A 19,047-nucleotide genomic window follows, 5' to 3' on the forward strand; every position below is an offset into this window, starting at 1 on the left:
GCGTCTGCACGCTGACCGTCCCTCTGAAGGAGCAGACATGTCCATCGTAGAAACAAACGTCGTCGATATTATTGCAGTGCCCGAGCGGGAGCCCGAAAACGTGGTGCTGGTCATCACCGACCACCTTGAATGGGGTACCAAAGCCCAACAGGGCGAACACCTGCTGTTACTCCAAGAGAAGATCAACACCTACGTGGCCTTCATTGAGAGTGGTGAATTGCTGGAAAGCTACCCACCGTCCAAAGGCAAAAACCCGAAGATCCGTATCAATGGTCTGTACGAACTACCCGAGCAAGGCGAGTTCTTCATCGACCGCGTGACCGAGGTATTGAAGGGCGTGGGTATTGGAATGGAGTTCGTGCTCAATGCGGACGAAGCAATACGCAACATGTGACCGAAGTCGCGCCAAACACACTGGGCCATCCACCGGCCCAGGTATTTCACGTCTTTGGCGACCGACAAAAAACCGCCTGCCTCTGAAGCGATCTGAAGCCTTCCTTGCCCGACTGGCTCCGGTTCATGGGGCAGTCAACGAAAGGCCGTCGTAAAGACGTTATAAAGCCGGCTCGACAGATCTAAAAGCGTCATCCGGCCCCAACAACCGCAAGGTGTTCAATAGTCCCATTCACCATAGGCGTCTTGCTCGTAACGCCAATCCCTGTTGACGGTCGCCGTTGATATCCAGTGGCTCGATCTCAAAGGTGACACAGCCGATTTTGTGAGCCACGAGCGAATCGGGGATGTACAAAACACCAGACGGGAAAAGCCCATTGCCGATGATGGGATCGTCATCGGTTCTCTACTGATAGGGAATGCTGGCGAGCACACGTGAAAACAGAGCAATGTTGATCCCATCCTGATGCTGAACAGAGGCAAGCATCACCCCCATCAATAGGCGGCTCAATCACTTGGGTAAACAGATATTCCTGCTCTTGGTCAGGCGTGACCGGCGAACTGATTCATAATCTGATCCTCCTCAGTAATCCGTAACGCCAGAGCTATACGACACGAGTCGACTAGCTCTGGACTGTTTACTTTGCATCAGCGAAGTGCCTACTGCGCCAATGCGTGCCACAGCAAGCATTTAGGCTATTTTAAAGAAAGCTTATAGGTGGGAGCAAAAATTGTCGCTGATGCCACATCAACAGTGTTATCTGCGGCTAGCTTTGCATTAATTTTTAACCGAGCCAGTAAGAACTTCATGCTCTCGTACTGAAAATTTTCAAGACCATAGACGCCTTCCCAAGATCCAGATCCAGGTGTGGTTTCCGAAAGAACTATACTGTGCGCATTGGCCGGGTCGGTCAGGTCAACTATTTGGACTCTTAATGAGGGGGCCTCTTTGGTACCCGCATATATCAACCTATACATCGGCTTATTATCCAGACCTTCGGTACCCAGGTCGAGAGTAGCCTGATCGCTAGAGCCGTTATGGCCTAGATTAAACGCAATTTTTGATATGCCATCTTCAGTCTTCGTCAGGGCAGTCCTTTTGGGTGTTGAGCCCTTATCTATTGGATCTAGGCGCGCCGCGACGTAAGAGAGGCAAACAGTAGGGTTTTTTATTGTGACCTTTGTAACGTTCGGCGCTGAAGGAGTGGTAGTGATTTCTGCTGTGCCAAAAGATTTGGCAAGTTCAGTACTGTTTATAGATCCCCCTCCGGCCAGCAAGCTCCTTGCTTCAAAGCTATACTCATCATTCGTTAGGCACTTATAAACGAACTCCGAGTTGAGAGGCGCAGCGCTGGAAAGGTTGGAAATTTGCATCACTTTCCAACCTTTAGACACCTCAATGTTCGAGGCGTCATAATTTACGCCTGCACCGGCCCCGGCCAGATTGTTGAATGAAGCCATTAACGCGGCGTGGAAAGATGAGTATTCGCTTTTTGTAAATGTATCTCTCGACTCATCGATACGTACCATTGTGGGGCTTAATGTCATAGCCATTGTACCAATTGTATTTTTTTTACCGAGTCCGCCTTGTTCGACATGCCGCCCAAGAGCATTTGCTATCGGTGGCTCCATTGGGTGCCACACACTACACCCAACTAATGTCATTGCTCCGAAAAATAATGTTGCGCGCTGAAGTCCTTGCATCATTTTCTCCTTAAATTCAGTAAAGTCATTCCCTTCAACTGAGTGCAAATACTGCAAGGCACCAATCCCGCTCAACGCATTGCTATAACCAATAGCAGACGGCGGTTGTTTTCGCCAGTGCGGGGCATATTTTAAGAAAGGGGAATAATCACTTAATCGACTATTTTTATACCAATCAATAGTTTGTGTGCGTTGATTGCGGGTCTAGGTGTTTGTGCGGTTATTTTATCCTTGCCACACCTCACCCCGTGCTCAATAAATGTGGCGACGTTCCTAACCAGCAAGTCTTATCGATCCTAACCCTTTAAACCCGATTAAAAGCCCCAGCCCCACCCATCGCCCAAGCTCTGCACATCATCACAACGCAGCGCACCCCAATGAACCCACTCCACATCTTTAAGCCCGGCACCCACACCGCCCAATGCGGCACCACCTTCAACTTCACCGAGTCCGACCTGGCCGCCACCGGCGCCGCCTACAACCCAACCCTCCACGAAGCCCCACTGGTCATCGGCCACCCACAGCACGACGCCCCCGCAGCCGGCTGGGTCAAATGCCTATCCGCCACCGCCCAAGGCCTAATCGCCGAACCCCAACAAATCGACGCCACCTTCGCCGAGCAAGTCGCCAAGGGCAGCTACAAAAAAATCTCCGCCTCCTTCTACCACCCAACCGCAGCCAACAACCCCGTCCCCGGCGTGTACTACCTGCGCCACGTCGGTTTCCTCGGCGCCCAACCGCCAGCCGTCAAAGGCCTGCGCCCCATCGAACTGGCCGAAGGCGAACCCGGCGTCCTCGAATTCAGCGACCACGGCCTGCAAACCCCACCTTCTGAATCCACCGTCCAGGCAGCCCCCATGACCGAGCCAAACACCGCCGCCTTAGAGGCAGAAAACCAACGCCTCAAAGCCGAACTCGCCCAACGCGACAAAGCCGCCCGCACCGCCACACAGCAAGCCATCCATACGGCCAGCGTCTCGTACGCAGAGCAGTTGGTCGCCGCCGGCATGAAACCGCTGCACGCCCCAATCGTCATTGCAGCCCTCAATGCCGCGCAGTTCGGCGCAACCCCCTTGGAGTTCGGCGAAGGCAACCAACGCCAGCCACTAAGCGCCGGCCTCAAAACCCTCTTCAAAGATCTGACCAACACCGTCAGCTTCACCGAAGTCGCCACAAAGGCCCGCACCGACCCGCCCAATGCCGCAGCCACCAACCCCTTGCTCGCCGACGCCCAAGCCCGCGCCCAACGATAGGAACCCCCATGGCCACCTTCAACCAACCCAAAGACCTGGGCGATCTACTGCTGCTCCAAGTCAGCCCCGGCTGGACCAAAAGCAAAGTCACCTTGCTCGCGGGCACTGACTATCCACTAGGGCAGGTGCTCGCCAAAGTCGCCGGCAAATACCAAGCCCTCGACCCCGGCGGCACCGGTGCCGCCAAAAAAGCCGCCGCCGTCCTGGCCGAACGCATAGACGCCACCGCAAGCGACCAACCCGGCGTCGTCATTGCCCGCGGCGCTGTCGTCGCCCTGGCACACCTCGTCTGGCCCTCGGGCATCACTGAACCCCAGAAGTCCGTCGCCCTAGACGAACTCAACGCCCAAGGCATCGTCGCCCGCGCCACCCTCTAACCGGAGCCCACCATGAACCTGCCAGACCTGTTCAGCGTCGCCAACCTCACCGCCGCCGTCAACAAACTCCCGGCCATCCCCGGCAAGGTCGGCGCCATGGGGCTGTTCGACGAAAAAGGCGTCACCAGCACCAGCGTCGTCATTGATGAACGCGAAGGCCGTCTGGTGCTCGTGCCCAACACCTCACGCAACGACGATCCCGCGCCGCTCGAAGGCCGCAAACGCAAACGCCGCACCTTCGAAACCCTGCACCTGCCGGTCAGCAGCTCGATCCTGCCCAGCCAACTACAAGGCATCGCCGCCTTCGGCCAGGAAAGCGCCACCGCGCCCGTCGTCACCGTCATCAACGACCACCTGCAAGAACTCAAAAACAGCATCGAAGCCACCCGCGAATTCCAGCGCGTTGGCGCACTGCGCGGTCAACTGCTCGACGCCGACGGCTCAATATTGTTCGACCTGTTTGATGAGTTCGACGTCAAACAGAAGAAGGTCACCGTGCGCCTCAGCAACCCCGACACCGACGTGCGCAAAGCCTGCATCGACGCCAAACGCCACGCCGAATCCAAACTCGGTGGCGTCATGGTCACCGGCTTCCGCGCCTTCTGTGGGCCGGACTGGTTCGACGCCTTCACCGACCACGCCAAGGTCAAAGAGGCCTTCGCCCACTACCAAGCGGCCCAAGACCGCCTCGGCGGCGACATGCGCACCGGCTTCACCTTCGGCGGTATCGAGTACATCGAGTACGACGTCACCGTCAGCGGCCAGCGCTTCATCCCGGCCGACATCGCCCAAGTCTTTCCAGTCGCCCGCGGCGTGTTCCGCCTGTTCAACGCCCCGGCCAACTACAACGAAACCGTCAACACCCTGGGCCAGCCGTTCTACAGCAAGGCCGAGCCACGCAAGATGGGCAAAGGTTGGGACCTAGAAGCCCAAGCCAACCCCTTGGCCATGTGCTTGTTCCCCGAAGCGCTGGTCGAACTGAAGGCGGGTTGACCCATGCGCTATTGCACCCGCGCCGACCTCGGTAACGCCATCCCGCAGATCACTCTGGTTCAGCTTTCCAACGACGACCCGGCCGCCACGCAACCCGACGAAAACGTCATCGACGACGGCGTGCGCCAGGCGCAAGAGCTGGTCGATGGCTACCTACGTGGGCGCTACCATCTGCCGCTCGACCCGGTGCCCACCATGCTGCGCGATGCCGTGATCTACCTGACGCGGCACTGGCTGTACCAGCGTCGCCCCGAAGGCGCGTTGCCCGACGCCGTAAAGGACGCTCGCAAAGACACCCTCAAATTGCTGGAAAACATCCGCGACGGGGTCGTCACCCTAGGCCTGCCCACCGGCCACGCCGTGCCAGAACCGGGCGAAATCCGCGTGCGCGCACGCCCTCAGCAATTCAGCACCGACACGTGGGGGCGCTACGGATGACACAGGTGATCCACAAAACCCAAACCGAGCACCTGCTGGACGCCATGCTCGCAAAACTGCAGCACGATGTCGGCCACGAACTGATGGTCGAACTGTTTCCCGAAAACCCACTGCAGTACCGCCTCAACCACGCACGCGGTGCCGTCTTGCTGGCCTATGGCAAGTCGACCTTTGCCAGCTCGGAAAGCACCGACGCCACCTTTCAAGCCCGCAACGTGGTGCTGCGCCTCACGCTGATCTTCCGCCAACTCAACGGCACAACAGGCGTGGTCAGCTACCTCGACCGCATACGCGCCTGCCTCACCGGTTGGTATCCGCCAAACGCAGACCAAGCCTGCCGCCCACTGTCCGAACAGTTCATCGGCCACATGAACGGTGTGTGGCAGTACGCCCAGGACTTCGCCACCCGCACCACACAACTGCAAGCCATGCCCCCCGAACACGGGCCGCTGCTTAAACACGCTGCATTCCAGGAACACCCATGAACCTGACCCGTTACCTCTACACCGGCCCGCAAAGCGCGGTCTCCCTGCGCATGGGCGACACCGGGCAGCCACTAGACGTCCAGCTGCTGCCAGGCAAGCCCGTAGAGCTCCCGGCCGAACACGAATACACCGTGGTGTTGTTAGCACTCAAACACCTGGCACCGCTACCGCCCAAGGCCGGCAACAAGTCCGCCCCTGCGCCTCAAAAACCAGAGAAGGAATAACCCTCATGCCAGCTAACTACCTGCACGGCATAGAAACCACCGAAGTCGAGCGCGGACCGCGGCCTGTTCGGGTGGTCAAATCGGCGGTCATTGCCTTGGTCGGCACCGCGCCGGTCGGGCCCGTCAATGAACTCACCTTGTGCTTGAACGACACCCACGCCGCCCAGTTCGGCCCGCACCACAGCGGCTTCAGCATCCCCGAAGCGCTGCAGGGCATCTACGATTTCGGCGCCGGGACCGTGCTGGTGGTCAACGTGCTCGACCCAGACATCCACAGCACCAAGGTCGCCGACCAGCCCCAGCAGTTCGCCGACAACGACCTGTTGCAGCTGGCGCACGGTGCGCTGCAAACACTGCAAATAAAGTCCGCTGACGGGGCCGTCACCCACGGGCAAGGCACCGACTACACCGTCAACAGGCTCACCGGCCGAGTCAGGCGCCTGGCCACCGGCAGCATTCCCGCCAACGCCCAGGTCAAAGCGGACTACACCCACGCCGACCCCAGTCAAGTCACTCCGGCCGACATCATCGGCGGCATCACCCTCGCGGGGCGGCGCACCGGCTTAAAGGCCTTCCAAGACAGCTATAACCAACTGGGCTTCTTCCCTAAAATCTTCATCGCCCCGGGCTTCAGCACCTTGAAGGCGGTGACGGTCGACCTGGCCACCTCGGCCGGCCAAGTCGGTGGCGTGGCCTACGTCGATGCCCCCATCGGCGCCACCGTGCAACAAGTGTTGACCGGGCGCGGGCCGTCCGGCGCCATCAACTTCAACACCAGCAGCGATCGGGTCCGTCTGTGCTACCCACACGTCAAGGTGTACGACGCCGCCAAGGGCGAGCGCCTGCAACCGCTATCAATCCGCGCCGCCGGCCTGCGCGCCAAAGTCGACCACGACCACGGCTACTGGTGGAGCAGCTCCAATCAACCACTGCTGGGTGTCATCGGCCTGGAACGGCCACTCACCGCACGCATCGACGACGCCACCAGCGAGGTCAATTTGCTCAACGAAAACGGCGTCACCACCGTCTTCAACTCCTTCGGCACCGGCCTGCGTCTATGGGGCAACCGCACCGCGGCCTGGCCCACCGTCACCCATATGCGCAACTTCGAAAACGTGCGCCGCACCAAAGACGTTGTCGACGAATCCATCCGCTACAGCGCGCTGCAATTCGTCGACCAGCCCATCACCACCGCGCTCATCACCAGCCTCACCGAAAGCGTCAACTTGTTCCTGCGCAAACTCATCGGCGACGGCGCCTTACTCGGCGGCGAATGCTGGTACGACCCGGCCCGCAACCCACAAACCGAACTGGAACAGGGCCACGCACTGTTCAACTACAAACTCACCGTGCCGCTGCCGTTCGAACGCGGCACCTTTGAAACCGAAATCACCGGGGATTACCTGGTCAACCTGGGGGCCGCATAAATGGCAGGCTTTAGCGCACACCGCATCTCCAACGCCAACGTCTATCTGGATGGCGCCAGCTTCTTTGGCAGGTGTGAAGAGATTGACCTGGGCACCATCAAAACCGTGATGAGCGACTTTCAAGGGTTGGGCATGGTCGGGCTGATCGAACTGCCCGATGGCATCGACAAGCTGGAAGGGAAAATCACCTGGAACAGCCTGTACTTCGAGGCGGCCAAAAAGTTGGTGACGCCGTTCAAGAGCGTGCAGCTGCAGTGCCGGTCTAACGTTCAGGTGTTCAACAATGGGGGACTGGTGAATGAGATTCCGCTGGTTACGACCATGACCATTACGGGTAAGGAGTATCAGTTGGGTACGCATAAGCCACGGGATCCGACCAAGTACGAGACGCCGTTTTCGGCCACCTATGTACGGCAGATGATCAATGGAGATGAGGTGGTGTTGCTGGACTATTTGGCGAATATTTTTCGGGTGGGCGGGGAAGATCAGTTGGGCAAATACAACAGGAACCTTGGTATCGTCTGAATTCAAGAGCTATTGGTACCTTTACGCCTGATGGCTCAATGATATGATTTAATCCCGAGTGTCGAGAACACGATAGTGAATGCGACAGCTCTAGGTTTGCATGCACACCCGAGTGTCCAATCAATATTTCAAGCAAACCCAGCATTGGTAGGAAAGGAAGCCAAATGACTCAAACTGCAACCTCCGCTGAATTTCAATTGCCTAGCAGGTTAGGCGTCGCAGCCGATCTCTGCTTTTCCGTATCCGATCACGTTGGTTATCTGGCGGATTGCCTACTCGTTCATAACGAGGTCGTGATTCCGCTGGATGCTGAAGTCTTGAATCGATTAGAGGCAGCCTTTGATACAAAGGCACTTCGGTTGCTTATCAGAGAAAAGAAAATACGTTTCTGTCCATCTTACTCCTTGCGCTACGCGAATAAGGTCCAGCCACAAGATTACAATCGTGATCAGTTTTTCAGAAACGTTCGCACTGCTGATTTCTTTAAGGAGGGAAGCGACCGTGACGATTTATTTTCGGAAATTGAGGAAACGTTCATTGAGCCAATCGCTTTAGATTACTCAAGGTGGGTGCCGGCAAAAAATGATGTAATTGATTCTTTTGCCCATTATGCTGGTCGTTCCGGCTATGAGTTTCTTTTTCCAAGCGAACATTATTACTACCAAACCGGAGCCATTACAGGAGTTGCACGGATGAACGACCTCCTGTTAGCAGGAGTTCCATCAATGGAAATGGACCAGGAGCTACCTCAATTACTGGAGTTATGCTTTCCTATTAGGCACTCCAAAGCAGTCTCTACTGATGCCGACCACTTCGCGACAAAAAAAGTAATCAACGATCTTCATAAAATAAATAATCTTCCAACTTTTGAAATCCCCGGCTTCACTCGTACAACTAGAACCGACGATGAAATTAAGAGCATCATTAGCGTCATATTAAGTGACGAGGCTCAAAATCTCAGAGTATGGCTTACGAAAAATCTTTCCGCTGGGCTTGATGTACGTGCAGCATACGATTCAGCTGAGAAACTATTGCCATCTAAACAGGCGTGGACAAACTGGCTCCGATTTGGGCTTTCAACAGGAGTCGGCACAGTCGCCGGTATGCTTATGGCTGGAGCTCCAGGAGCAGCCGTCGGAGCAGCGGTCGGAGCAGCAGATTTGGCGGTAGGAGAGAAACTTGTCGGAATATTTGATGGTTATCACCCGAAAGTTTGGTTGTCGCACATGCAGCGTGCTGGCTTACTAACTAAAACCCGATAGGCAGTTGGATTATACTAATGAATAGTCATAGCCATAAGTCGCCGTCCGACTGGACCGATCAAGACGTGGAATGTGAAATTGCCCGTGTACAAGATGCAATACAAGAGTGGACTGGAGAGCGGTCGCTGTGGTACGACTGCGGATTTAAATCACACTTAGAACATTCGCAATGCGAACCTTCCGACTACCCCGTAATAATGTATTTTTATTCGGATGGAGGCATGGATGCGATTACTTATGGCGAGTATGAAACAGAATTTACAGACTTGCTCGACGAACTGGGCTATATCTACGAAGCGCAAGATGGTGTAACGATCGCCCTGTACACCGACGATGAAGAACGTCAAAAAAAATTCTACGAGTATTTTCACTGGCAATGGGTTTGCAGTCTATTGACTGAAGATACAGGTGATGTATACGAAGAGTTGTTCAGCCATTTTGCAGGCCGCCCCGATGACCTTCACAAACTACCGTGGCGCGACTTCGAAGTCCTTCTGTTTCGAATCTTCCAGAATCACGGGTACAAAGCGTTGCTTGGCCCTGGCAGAGCGGATGGCGGGGTTGACCTGCGGCTAATTCAAGAAAACCCAATCGGCGATATATTGACGGTTGTACAGGCTAAACGTTATGCGCAACACCGAAAAATCGAGCCGGTCCCGGTCCAAGCCCTTTATGGTGTTAGTAAAGCTGAAGGCGCGAACCATGCACTCTTCATTACAACTTCCAGTTATACGCCCGCTGCTAAAAAATTTGCAGGCCGAGTATCTGGCGAACTTCAGTTAGCGCAAAAAGAAGACATTATTACATGGTGCTCCAAAGCCACGGGCGGTGTCATTCGAGATAAGTCTACGCTCATAGCCCGCGAATCGGTCGAGCGACTAGTGAAAGTATTGGCGCGCCATCCCGACGCCAGAATCGTGCATGCCACTTATGGCTATAATATCTGCAACAACGCCTATGCAATTGTCATTAAAGAATCAAAACATGCGGCGCTATTACTAAAGATAGGCAATCGAAAAGTTTCAGACGATGGATATGGCACTAGAGGGACAGAAATGCCACTTCTCGACTTCACTATGATGAGCGGATTTAACGAAAGCGGGGTTCTCCGAGCATTGCGCACTGAGCGGGACAATGGTCGGGTTAGCTACTGGGATGGTACGAACTACTACACTCCATGGGATAAACTACCAAACCGATTTGACTACATGGATTAGCGGCTGAATGATTCTGACTGCATTTGCTAGTAACCATTTTTTAAAAATGGCTACTAGCAGATAAAAACAGCTTATAATTGCTAGCGCGAACTGCATACCCACTTCAATGCAGTGAGTATATCTTGCATGGAACCTAGTCAGTTATCTGTCTTCTTTTCCACAATAATCTGATCATTCGGAATATCCAGCTGCCGCTGAAGTTTGCCATCAGTGAAAGCAATAACAGTGGTATTACCAAAGCCTTTGAATTGCACAGTCACACTAGCATAAGCCTTGTAACCTTCCGGTGACTTGGCGTCTTTGGCTACCAGAGCATCAGGTATCAGGGCGTTATAAGGCGCTTTGACGTAAACAGTGGCATGCTCAATGCGGACCTGTGCCATACGCATGGCTCCATCCATGAGTTGGCCTGAAACACCACCCATCAGCAATGGCAGCAGCATGATTAAGCTGAGGCACGCGAGATAAGCATTTTTTGCTTTTCCAGCATCTCCCGATCGCTGAAGCGCATCCTTCTCCGGAGTGGCAATCACAGTGTTAAGCAACCGTTCATGGCTACGGTACTGCGTGCCTGCCGCCTTTACCACGGAATAGAAGAGGTAGAGTGCTACCGAAAGCAATGGCAAATTCCAGTAAGCCACGTTGTCGTGTCGTCCGAATCCCCAAATCAGCAGCAAAGCCAACAGCGCGAAGGGGATTGCCCCCCAATGGAAAGGTGCCAGTTCATACGCCATTTTTTTAGTCGAACGTGTTTTCTTCTTTATATACTCGTACGCAAAATTGAACGCCGGTCGTGTCAGGATCGAGAAGCAAATGCCCAGCGAAACTAGGCAACCGACGAACATGGCATAAACAACACCAAAACAACTCGCCGCCAGCAGGAACAGCAGCCCGTCTCCAAGGGTAAGGCCCTGAGGAAAATGACCAACCCGTAGTGCATAAATAATCACGCAAGCACTACCTAAGCCGATGCTAAATTTGAGTGCCGCACCGCTTAGTTTTAAAAGACTTTCAGCGGTTGACTCAAGGGAGGAAATCACTGTTTTCATGAAGGCACATCTGTGGGGTGGGTTTAGAAGAGAGTTTTTACAGCTCTCCCGTAGGGTATCGATGCGCTCATTCATAGCATGAGCGCACAGAGTATTGAGCAGTGTATCGCTGATTTGGCGTGGTGAAACTTCGTGGAAAATTTCGAGCGGCCGTGCTCTCCGGCGGCCAAATACCTCCCCAATATTTTTCAAAGCCGTCACCCACCATAGGCGTGCTCAGTGGCACTCCGTATGATTTCGTGTAGTCACAACATCCAACATCATTGCTGCGCCTGCTCCCGTTTAGCACCAGACAAAGGCGACTTGGGCTAACGCCGACTATGCTTTTCCCGCCTCAACTCATTTTCAGAAAGGAATCAAGAATGCGCTCAAGGATCGCCGTCAGTACGTTGCTGCTCGCTTTGCTAAGCGGCTGCACATCTGTACCCCCGCTGAATTTCTCCGTTCCAAGTATTTCGCCCTCGACCCACAAAGTGGACGCAGACCTTCGCGCCGTATCCGTTTCCTTCGCTGCCCCCAATGAACAAACAGGCAATGTACCGTCTGATGGTGAAGGCATTCCTGAACTCTGGGAAAGGGCAGTAGTAGAAGCCATCAACAAGAGCTCAGTGTTCGACGACGAGTCGACAAAAAAAGTGAATCTTTTCGTCAAAATCCAAGAGCTGGATCCGCCGGCAGCTGGCGTGACCATGGTGACGGATGCTTCCGCAAAGTACCTGCTGGTAAACCGTAAAACGGGCGAAACCTTGCTCGAAGAAACGATCATCACCCAGGGCATCGTCCCTCCAGGCTACGCCTTCGCGGGTGTCGTCCGCCTCAAGGAATCAGTCAATCGCGCCGTACAGAACAATATTCGAGACTTCCTGGCGAAACTGGAAGCTCAGAAATTGAACTAGGCGTTAAGACAAGGTCAATAGCCTTGGTAGGACGTGCTCGGTGAAACGCTGTATGACTTCGTGAGACTACAACATCCAATGTCATTGCCTACACCCGCTACGGAATCGACCGGCTGTTTCGCCAAGCGGTTGCCGGTATCGTGTCTCCCGTCACCGCCGCAGTGACCGGGCGGAGCAGCCCGTGGCACGTTAAGTTGCATGTGCCTCTTTTGACAGGACAGGCAGCTCCATGCCTGATGTTGATGGTAACTGTACACAGGGTGCCCTCGGGCAAGTCGGCATTGCGAATGCTCCTCCCACGACTCCATTACCTTGCGTACAGTTGCCATCCTTTTTCACCCCTGCACGGTCCATTCAAAAGGACCGACGTGACGTTCAGCGTCATACCCATTCGCCGGTGACCGATCCGGCATCGCCGACCAAAATCTCAAAAAAACACATGTCACCGCACGCACGCCCGGCAGGATTTCAAGCGGGCGGCAGGTGCGGCTGCGCCGCAACACAACCCTAAAAATGTCGGACGCTTCCTTGTTTTTTTGAAAGCGCTCACACGTTTAACGAAGCGTGTTTAAAGACACTCTGTGTTACGTCCTAACGGCTACAACACCTTGCGTCGTTGCCTACGCGTGCGCCAGAATCCGCTGGCTTGTGCGGCTGTGGGGCGGGCTATATCGTTTGCTGGTCACTGCAAAACAGTGATCGGGTTTGGTAGCCCGCCCTGTAACAGCCGTATGGCAACACCTTATGCCGTCTCTTTTTTGGGACTCTGCTTTTATGGTGGTCATGCGTGGGGCTCCTTTGTGAGCGCCGGGTTTCCTGTTGCAGCCGGTCTACCAACCCGCGTATGGCCGCCACCCTTCGTTTGGTAGCGAGGGTGATGGCTCCTTAAATCTGCAACAAGGAGTTTTCATCTATGTTCAAAGTTACGCCCAACCCGCCAGACACTGATCCGGCATCCCCATACGAATCTGACGATTCAAAAAAATTCCACGAAGCCGCCGAGCGCGCCCTCAATTTCTACCTCAACCCGGCAGCGCTCAAGAACACCCCCCGCAAACCCAGCACCATGTACATGATTGCGCCGGATGTCGGCGATGAAGCCTTGCTGGTTCAAACGTGTGAGAACCTGGCCTCGGCCAGTGTCATGGCCAGTGACATTGCGGCCTTGGTGGAGGGCACCCAGCGCAATACCCTGCTGGCGCTTCAGCAAGTCATTATGCTGGCTGAACTGGCGGTGAATCGAATGCTGGATAACTTCGTGCCACCTAAGTAATCACTCAGCCCTTTACCGGGGGCTTGTCCCTCGGTAAAGGGCTTTGATCGTTGCACCGCGAAGGGGTCGCATAAAAGTGCTGCCTCTTTAAAGTCGATTAAAAGTCAGCACCACGGCCAGGTGCGATGCTCAGGGCTCTTCAAGAGCAACCCACCTGGAGCACCAACGATGGCCGACCCACTCAGCTTCACCCTCAAATTTCCCTTCAAAAGCGCCAACGGCGACATGGTCACCAAACGGCCAATTACGCGCCTCAAACGCAAAGACATCACCGCCGCGCAGGCGGCGACCAAAGACGAAGGCGTGATGGAAGACATGCTCGTGGCCAAGATGCTGGGCATCACCCTGGAAGACCTCGGCGAATTCGACATTGCCGACTCCAAATTAGCCACCGAGGTGTTGCGGGAAATGGCAGCCGCAGGCGACGTTGCTGCAGTCCTGGGACGAGGCGCTATTGCTGGTGCTGCGAATGCAGCCGTCTGAAATCGCCCGGCTGGACATGGTCGAGTACTGGCGCTGGGTAGACGTGTGTAAGCGCGAGATCAATCGTCGACTCGAACTCGACGAGCAAGCCCATAGCGGGTCAGCGTGATCAGGCCCACCGCCAACCCGGCCAACAACGCGCCGCCCGCGGCAACAGGGGCGGCAGCCAAGGCCAGCAGCGGCAGCGCCAAACAAAACACCAGCACCGCCGCCCACAACGGCAAGTGAACCAGGCACAGCCAGGCAAGCCAGATCACACCGGCGCCAATGGCCAGTGCATAGAGGAGCTTGGCGGTGCGTAGAGCGGCTTTTTCAAACATGCCCAAAGCGTAGCAACTATGGCTAACGAAGTCCTCGTCGGGTTAAAAATTGGAGCAGTTGTCTCTGGCAGCCTGAACGCCGCCTTCGGGTCGGCCAAATCGACCGTGCAGCAACTGGGCCGCGCCATCAATGGCCTCACGGCTAAGCAGCAACTGCTGGGCAACGAACTGTCAGCCTCCTTGACGCGTGGCGGCACAGGTGTCGAGCGCCTGCGCCGGCAGTACGATGCGGTGGGCCGCACCCTTGACCAGCTCAAGGTCAAACAAGACCGCCTTACTGCCAGCATCGCCCGCGGTAATGCCCTCAAAACCCAACGCGGCGACTTGCGCGGTCAAGCCATGGAAGTAGCCGGCACTGGCGCGGCGTTGGGCGCGCCGGTTTTTCAGTCGATGAAAACCGCCATCGACTTTCAGGACCAGACCCGCGACATCGCCATCACCGGCAGCTTCGACGAAACAGAAGAAACCCGCCTCAGCCAGGTGATGCGCGGCGCCGCATTGAAGTGGAACCAGACCCAAACCGAGGTCGCCAACGGCACCGCCATACTGATTGCGGGCGGCATTTCCAGCGCAAAAGAGCTGGCCGCGTACGCCCCCGTCATGGCCAAAACAGCCACCGCCACCCGCGCCAGCATGAATGATTTGGGCTCGGTGGCCATCGCCCTCAACGACAACCTTGGCATTGGCGCCGCCGGCCTTGAACGTTCGATGAACATGCTGGCTTTCGCCGGCAAAAGCGGCCAGTTCGAACTCGCCGACATGGCCAAATGGCTGCCGCAATTAACGCCTCAGTTTGCCGCCCTGGGCATTACCGGGGAGCGTGCCGTGGCTGAAATTGGCGCATCGTTACAGATCGCCCGCCGTGGTGCCGGCAGCAATGACGAGGCCGCCAACAACTTCAAAAACTTCCTGTCAAAGATCACCGCACCCGAGACGCTCAAGTCCTTTGAGAAGGCCGGTATCGATCTCAAAGGCAGCATGAAAAACCTGGTCCGCGAGGGGCTATCACCCGCCGAGTCCATGATCAAAATCCTGACCGCCCACCTGGGCACCAAAGCCCCGGCCGCCGCGGCAGCGTATGGCAAGGCGCTGGACATCAAGGATGAGCAAGAACGGCAGACGGCACTGGCCCGCCTGGATGAAGCCTACAAACTGGGCGAGCTGTTCGCCGACCAGCAAGTGCTGTCCTTTGTTAGGCCGGCATTGGCCAACCAGCAAGACCTTGGCGGTATCAAGCAAGGCAGCAAGGCGGCAGCGGACAAAGGCGTGCTCGATGATGATTGGGCCAAACGGATGGGCAGTTCCAAAGAGCAACTGAAAGAACTGCGCATCAACCTCGCCGACATTGGCATCTCGGTCGGCAATGCGCTGCTGCCTGCCATTGTCGACGTCAGCCGTGCCGTCGTCCCGCTCATGCGCTCGTTCTCCACGTGGGCAGGCGAGCACCCGGAACTGATCAGGGGTATCGTCGGTTTGGTCGGCGGTCTGCTGCTCGGCAAAATGGCCTTCATCGGCATGGCGTACGGCGTCAACCTGGTCATGGCGCCGTTTGTGGCCATGACCACCGCTGTCACCACGCTGTCCGCCAAATTCACCTTGCTGCGCAGTCTGTGGCAGATGGGCAAATTGGCGCCCCTGATTACCGGGTTAACGCGTATCGGCAGCGGGTTGCGCACGGTCGCGAAATACAGCGGGTTATTCCTGCGCGGTATGGCGCTGGCCTTGGGCAGCCCGCTGATGGTGATCGCTCGCGGTGGTTTGTTCTTAGGCAAGATTTTGGGCGGCACATTGTTGTTCGGGCTCAAGCTCGCCGGGCAGGCGATCCTCTGGCTCGGCAGAGCCTTGATGATGAATCCTATCGGTTTACTGATCACCGGCATCGCACTGGCGGCGTACTTGATTTACCGGCACTGGGCGCCGATCAAAACGTTCTTCACCGGTCTGTGGGACGAGGTGAAAACCGGCTTCAGTGGTGGCCTGTCCGGCATCGCGGGGTTGATCGTCAATTTCTCTCCGGTCGGCTGGTTCTATCGCGCCTTTGCCGGTGTCATGAATTACTTCGGCGTCGAGCTGCCGGGCACGTTCACCGAGTTCGGCGGCCTGCTCATCACGGGGCTGGTCAACGGCATCAGCAACATGGCCGGAGCCCTCAAAGACAGCGTCGTGGGCATAGGGTCTTCCGTTAAGGGCTGGTTTACCGAAACCCTCGGTATCCAGTCCCCCAGCCGAGTCTTCATCGGTTACGGCGCCGACATCAGCGAAGGCGCGGCCCTCGGCATCAACGCCCAGTCTGGCCTGGTCCGCCAGGCCGCGTTGGGCATGGCCGCACAAAGCGCAGTCGACATGGCACCGCCCAATCCAGCGCAGGTCTCCAAGGCCAGCAGGATGGGCGCCGCTGGTGGAAGGTCAGCCGCCGGCACCTCTGAGTCCGCGGGCCAGATGACCTTTCATTTCTCGCCTCAGATCAATTTGCCTGCTGGTGCCGGCATGGACCAGATCAACCAAGGTCTGCACGCCAGTTATGCCGAATGGGTGCGCTTGATGGAGCGCTACCTGCACGACAAACGCCGCCGCAGTTATGGCCCCGCCGATGAGGTGACCGCCTAATGTTTGCGATCCTGGGCGATATCGAATTCACCGTCGCGGGCGGCATCAGCGGCATGGAACACAGCGGCTCGGCCGACTGGGCCGAGCATGCGCGCATTCAAGGCAAGCCATTATTGGAATGGATGGGCGAAGGCCTGGATGAATGCAACCTGACCATCGAGTTACACCCGGTGCTCGGTGATCCTGAAGAAAGGTTGCGCGCATTGCGCCAGGCCAAAAACCAACACCAGCCGCTGGCCTTCGTTATGGGCAGTGGTGAATACCTGGGCGCCTACGTCATTAAAACCATCAGCAACACCCTGCGGCGCGCCACGGCCACCGGGCAAATCAAAGCGGCCACCGTGCAGCTCAGCCTGACGGAATACACCGGGGCCTTTACGCGCAAAGTCGTGCGGCCCGGCTTACACGATGCAACCCTTAGCGGTACGTCAGCTGCCACCAGCGGTTCACCGGGCTTGATCTCTCGCCTGATGCCATCGCCCAGCACCACGCAAAGGGTGATCAGTCATGCGAAAACGGCCGCCAACATGCTCAAGGCCGGCCAAAACCTTTACCACACCATCGAGAGCGGTAACGCCGCCATGATCCTTGGCCAGGTGCCGCAGTTACTGGGCATCACGGCGCGAGCCATCGAGCCGTTGCAACAGCTGACCACCGTCGCGGGATGGCTCGACAACGGCTCGGATTTATCGCGCCTGGGCGAGCAGGTAATGGGCAGCGTCATGGGCGCACGCACCAGCCTGAACCCCGTCGACCTGGGCAACATCATCGATCGCTTTTCCGCCTCCCGCGACGCCCTCGACCAAGCCGTCAGCCAAATGGACGGTGCCGGTACTCGATTGGCGGGCTTAGCCGCGCAAGTCTTGACCCGGAGAGCCTGATGTTCATCGCCCATACCACCACCGAAGGCGAGCGCTGGGACCAACTGGCCTGGCGTTACTACGGCGATGCGCACCGCTATTTACCGATCGTTCAGGCCAACCCCCACGTCCCCATCAGCGCCACATTGCCCGCCGGGTTGACTCTCGCCATCCCCGTGTTGCAACCACTGCCCACCACAGAAGACCTGCCGCCATGGATGCGATGATTCCCCAACAAGTGCCACACGCGCGCTTCGTACTCACCTACCAGCAGCGCAACATCACCCGCAACGTCAGCCAGCACCTGCTGTCCTTGTCCTACACCGACTACCTCACCGGCCAGGCCGACAGCCTGGCGGTCGAGCTCGAAGACACGGAAGGCAAATGGCGCGATCAATGGTACCCAGGCCACGGCGACAGCTTGGCCCTGTCCATCGGCTGGGAAGGCCAGCCCCTGCGGGCCCTCGGCCGTTTCGAAATCGACGAAGTCGAACTCAACTGCCCACCCTCAACCATCACCCTCCATGGCCTGGCCACCGGCATCAAAGCGGCGCTGCGCACCACACAACACCACGCCTACGAAAACACCACACTGGCCGCCATCGCCCAACAGATCGCCACCCGCCAAGGCCTACAACTGATCGGCAATATCCAACCCATCCCGCTCGACCGCCTGACCCAGCAAGACGCCGACCTGACCTTCCTGCGCAACCTCGCCGCCGAGTACGACTACGCCTTCAAAATCACCGGCCAGCGCCTGGTCTTCCACGCCATCAGCGAATTAGCCAACGCCACGCCAGTTGCAACCCTCATACTCCAAGACTTAAACCACGTGAACCTGCGCGACCAAATCAAAACCGTCCCCCAAGCCGTCGAACTCAAACACAAAGACCCCGCCAACAAACACCTGCTCACCTACAAAATCGAGAACGGTGAAACCGTCGCTGTACCCAGCAGCATCAGCAAAACCACCACCAGCGGCGACACCCAAAAAAGCCGCAAACGCAGCGCCTCGACCGAAGAAGCCAAAGCAAAAGCCGAAGCCGAACTGGCCAAAGCCAACCGCGAACGCACCACCGGCAGCTGGACCGCCATGGGCAGGCCCAATCTACTCAGCGGCAACGTCGTCACCCTGGCCGCGGCCGGCCAACTCGGCGGCCACTACCTCATCACCTCATCCCAACACCGCATCACCCGCAGCGGCGGCTACACCGTCGACAAACATGTCTGCCGCATCGCCGCCCATTAACCCAACACACCA

Annotated in this window: 21 protein-coding genes; 18 read left to right on the top strand and 3 right to left on the bottom strand. The window is 56.7% G+C overall.

All coding sequences use genetic code 11. The features are described from left to right. The first annotated feature begins 37 nt into the window (after positions 1 to 37). The gene (locus AACY49_RS03455) at positions 38 to 394 is read left to right on the top strand and encodes a DUF6572 domain-containing protein (protein WP_339521622.1); all 357 of its coding nucleotides are present in this window, start codon (positions 38 to 40) and stop codon (positions 392 to 394) included. A 695-nt stretch (positions 395 to 1,089) separates the two neighbouring features. On the opposite strand, the gene AACY49_RS03460 is transcribed toward AACY49_RS03455, so the two are convergent. Further along, entirely contained in the window at positions 1,090 to 2,154 is a 1,065-nt protein-coding gene (locus AACY49_RS03460) for a hypothetical protein (protein WP_339521623.1), read from the bottom strand. Positions 2,155 to 2,474: 320 nt separating this feature from the next. Between AACY49_RS03460 and AACY49_RS03465 the strand changes: the two genes are divergently transcribed. The 10 genes from AACY49_RS03465 (at position 2,475) to AACY49_RS03510 (ending at position 10,298) form a co-directional block, all read left to right on the top strand. Next, complete coding sequence (locus AACY49_RS03465) at positions 2,475 to 3,350, top strand: phage protease (protein ID WP_339521624.1); 876 nt, start codon at positions 2,475 to 2,477, stop codon at positions 3,348 to 3,350. Between the two features lie 8 nt (positions 3,351 to 3,358). After that, the gene (locus AACY49_RS03470; RefSeq protein ID WP_339521625.1) at positions 3,359 to 3,727 is read left to right on the top strand and encodes a head decoration protein; all 369 of its coding nucleotides are present in this window, start codon (positions 3,359 to 3,361) and stop codon (positions 3,725 to 3,727) included. 12 nt (positions 3,728 to 3,739) lie between these two features. Further along, a complete protein-coding gene (locus tag AACY49_RS03475; RefSeq protein WP_339521626.1) occupies positions 3,740 to 4,720 on the top strand; it encodes a major capsid protein in 981 nt (326 codons plus the stop codon). Positions 4,721 to 4,723: 3 nt separating this feature from the next. Then, positions 4,724 to 5,158 carry a gp436 family protein gene (locus tag AACY49_RS03480; RefSeq protein ID WP_339521627.1) on the top strand — a complete coding sequence of 145 codons (435 nt, stop codon included), beginning with the start codon at positions 4,724 to 4,726 and terminating at the stop codon, positions 5,156 to 5,158. Next, positions 5,155 to 5,643, top strand: a complete 489-nt coding sequence (locus tag AACY49_RS03485) for a Gp37 family protein (protein WP_339521628.1) — start codon at positions 5,155 to 5,157, stop codon at positions 5,641 to 5,643. Before AACY49_RS03480 ends, AACY49_RS03485 begins: the two co-directional genes overlap by 4 nt. Next, complete coding sequence (locus AACY49_RS03490; protein ID WP_339521629.1) at positions 5,640 to 5,867, top strand: hypothetical protein; 228 nt, start codon at positions 5,640 to 5,642, stop codon at positions 5,865 to 5,867. The genes AACY49_RS03485 and AACY49_RS03490 overlap by 4 nt, the downstream gene beginning before the upstream one ends. Before the next feature lie 5 nt (positions 5,868 to 5,872). Continuing rightward, on the top strand, positions 5,873 to 7,294 hold the full coding sequence (locus AACY49_RS03495) for a phage tail sheath subtilisin-like domain-containing protein (RefSeq protein ID WP_339521630.1): 1,422 nt from the start codon (positions 5,873 to 5,875) through the stop codon (positions 7,292 to 7,294). Then, positions 7,295 to 7,819 carry a phage major tail tube protein gene (locus tag AACY49_RS03500; protein ID WP_339521631.1) on the top strand — a complete coding sequence of 175 codons (525 nt, stop codon included), beginning with the start codon at positions 7,295 to 7,297 and terminating at the stop codon, positions 7,817 to 7,819. A 164-nt stretch (positions 7,820 to 7,983) separates the two neighbouring features. Continuing rightward, a complete protein-coding gene (locus tag AACY49_RS03505; RefSeq protein WP_339521632.1) occupies positions 7,984 to 9,081 on the top strand; it encodes a hypothetical protein in 1,098 nt (365 codons plus the stop codon). A gap of 221 nt (positions 9,082 to 9,302) precedes the next feature. Then, positions 9,303 to 10,298 carry a restriction endonuclease gene (locus AACY49_RS03510; RefSeq protein ID WP_339521633.1) on the top strand — a complete coding sequence of 332 codons (996 nt, stop codon included), beginning with the start codon at positions 9,303 to 9,305 and terminating at the stop codon, positions 10,296 to 10,298. Positions 10,299 to 10,435: 137 nt separating this feature from the next. Here AACY49_RS03510 and AACY49_RS03515 read toward each other — a convergent pair whose 3' ends face one another. Then, entirely contained in the window at positions 10,436 to 11,347 is a 912-nt protein-coding gene (locus AACY49_RS03515) for a hypothetical protein (protein WP_339521634.1), read from the bottom strand. A gap of 362 nt (positions 11,348 to 11,709) precedes the next feature. On the opposite strand from AACY49_RS03515, the gene AACY49_RS03520 reads away from it, so the two are divergent. The 3 genes from AACY49_RS03520 (at position 11,710) to AACY49_RS03530 (ending at position 13,999) form a co-directional block, all read left to right on the top strand. After that, positions 11,710 to 12,243, top strand: coding sequence for a UDP-N-acetylglucosamine acyltransferase (locus tag AACY49_RS03520; RefSeq protein ID WP_339521635.1), 534 nt, complete (start codon positions 11,710 to 11,712; stop codon positions 12,241 to 12,243). Between the two features lie 913 nt (positions 12,244 to 13,156). Next, a complete protein-coding gene (locus tag AACY49_RS03525) occupies positions 13,157 to 13,516 on the top strand; it encodes a DUF6124 family protein (RefSeq protein ID WP_030132028.1) in 360 nt (119 codons plus the stop codon). Between the two features lie 168 nt (positions 13,517 to 13,684). Continuing rightward, complete coding sequence (locus AACY49_RS03530) at positions 13,685 to 13,999, top strand: phage tail assembly protein (RefSeq protein ID WP_339521636.1); 315 nt, start codon at positions 13,685 to 13,687, stop codon at positions 13,997 to 13,999. A gap of 59 nt (positions 14,000 to 14,058) precedes the next feature. On the opposite strand, the gene AACY49_RS03535 is transcribed toward AACY49_RS03530, so the two are convergent. Next, positions 14,059 to 14,319: a hypothetical protein gene (locus AACY49_RS03535; RefSeq protein WP_339521637.1), complete on the bottom strand. Its 261-nt coding sequence runs from the start codon at positions 14,317 to 14,319 to the stop codon at positions 14,059 to 14,061. An 18-nt stretch (positions 14,320 to 14,337) separates the two neighbouring features. Here AACY49_RS03535 and AACY49_RS03540 point away from each other — a divergent pair, with 18 nt between their 5' ends. From AACY49_RS03540 to AACY49_RS03555, 4 genes are read left to right on the top strand one after another with little or no spacing between them, the layout of a single operon-like run. Next, a complete protein-coding gene (locus AACY49_RS03540; protein ID WP_339521638.1) occupies positions 14,338 to 16,926 on the top strand; it encodes a phage tail tape measure protein in 2,589 nt (862 codons plus the stop codon). Then, positions 16,926 to 17,807 carry a phage tail protein gene (locus AACY49_RS03545; RefSeq protein WP_339521639.1) on the top strand — a complete coding sequence of 294 codons (882 nt, stop codon included), beginning with the start codon at positions 16,926 to 16,928 and terminating at the stop codon, positions 17,805 to 17,807. The genes AACY49_RS03540 and AACY49_RS03545 overlap by 1 nt, the downstream gene beginning before the upstream one ends. Further along, positions 17,807 to 18,013, top strand: a complete 207-nt coding sequence (locus tag AACY49_RS03550; RefSeq protein WP_339521640.1) for a tail protein X — start codon at positions 17,807 to 17,809, stop codon at positions 18,011 to 18,013. Before AACY49_RS03545 ends, AACY49_RS03550 begins: the two co-directional genes overlap by 1 nt. Next, complete coding sequence (locus AACY49_RS03555) at positions 18,001 to 19,035, top strand: phage late control D family protein (protein WP_339521641.1); 1,035 nt, start codon at positions 18,001 to 18,003, stop codon at positions 19,033 to 19,035. Before AACY49_RS03550 ends, AACY49_RS03555 begins: the two co-directional genes overlap by 13 nt. Positions 19,036 to 19,047: the final 12 nt, after the last annotated feature.

Origin of the sequence: Pseudomonas sp. EL_65y_Pfl2_R96 (assembly GCF_963970905.1) — a bacterium.
Lineage (GTDB): Bacteria > Pseudomonadota > Gammaproteobacteria > Pseudomonadales > Pseudomonadaceae > Aquipseudomonas.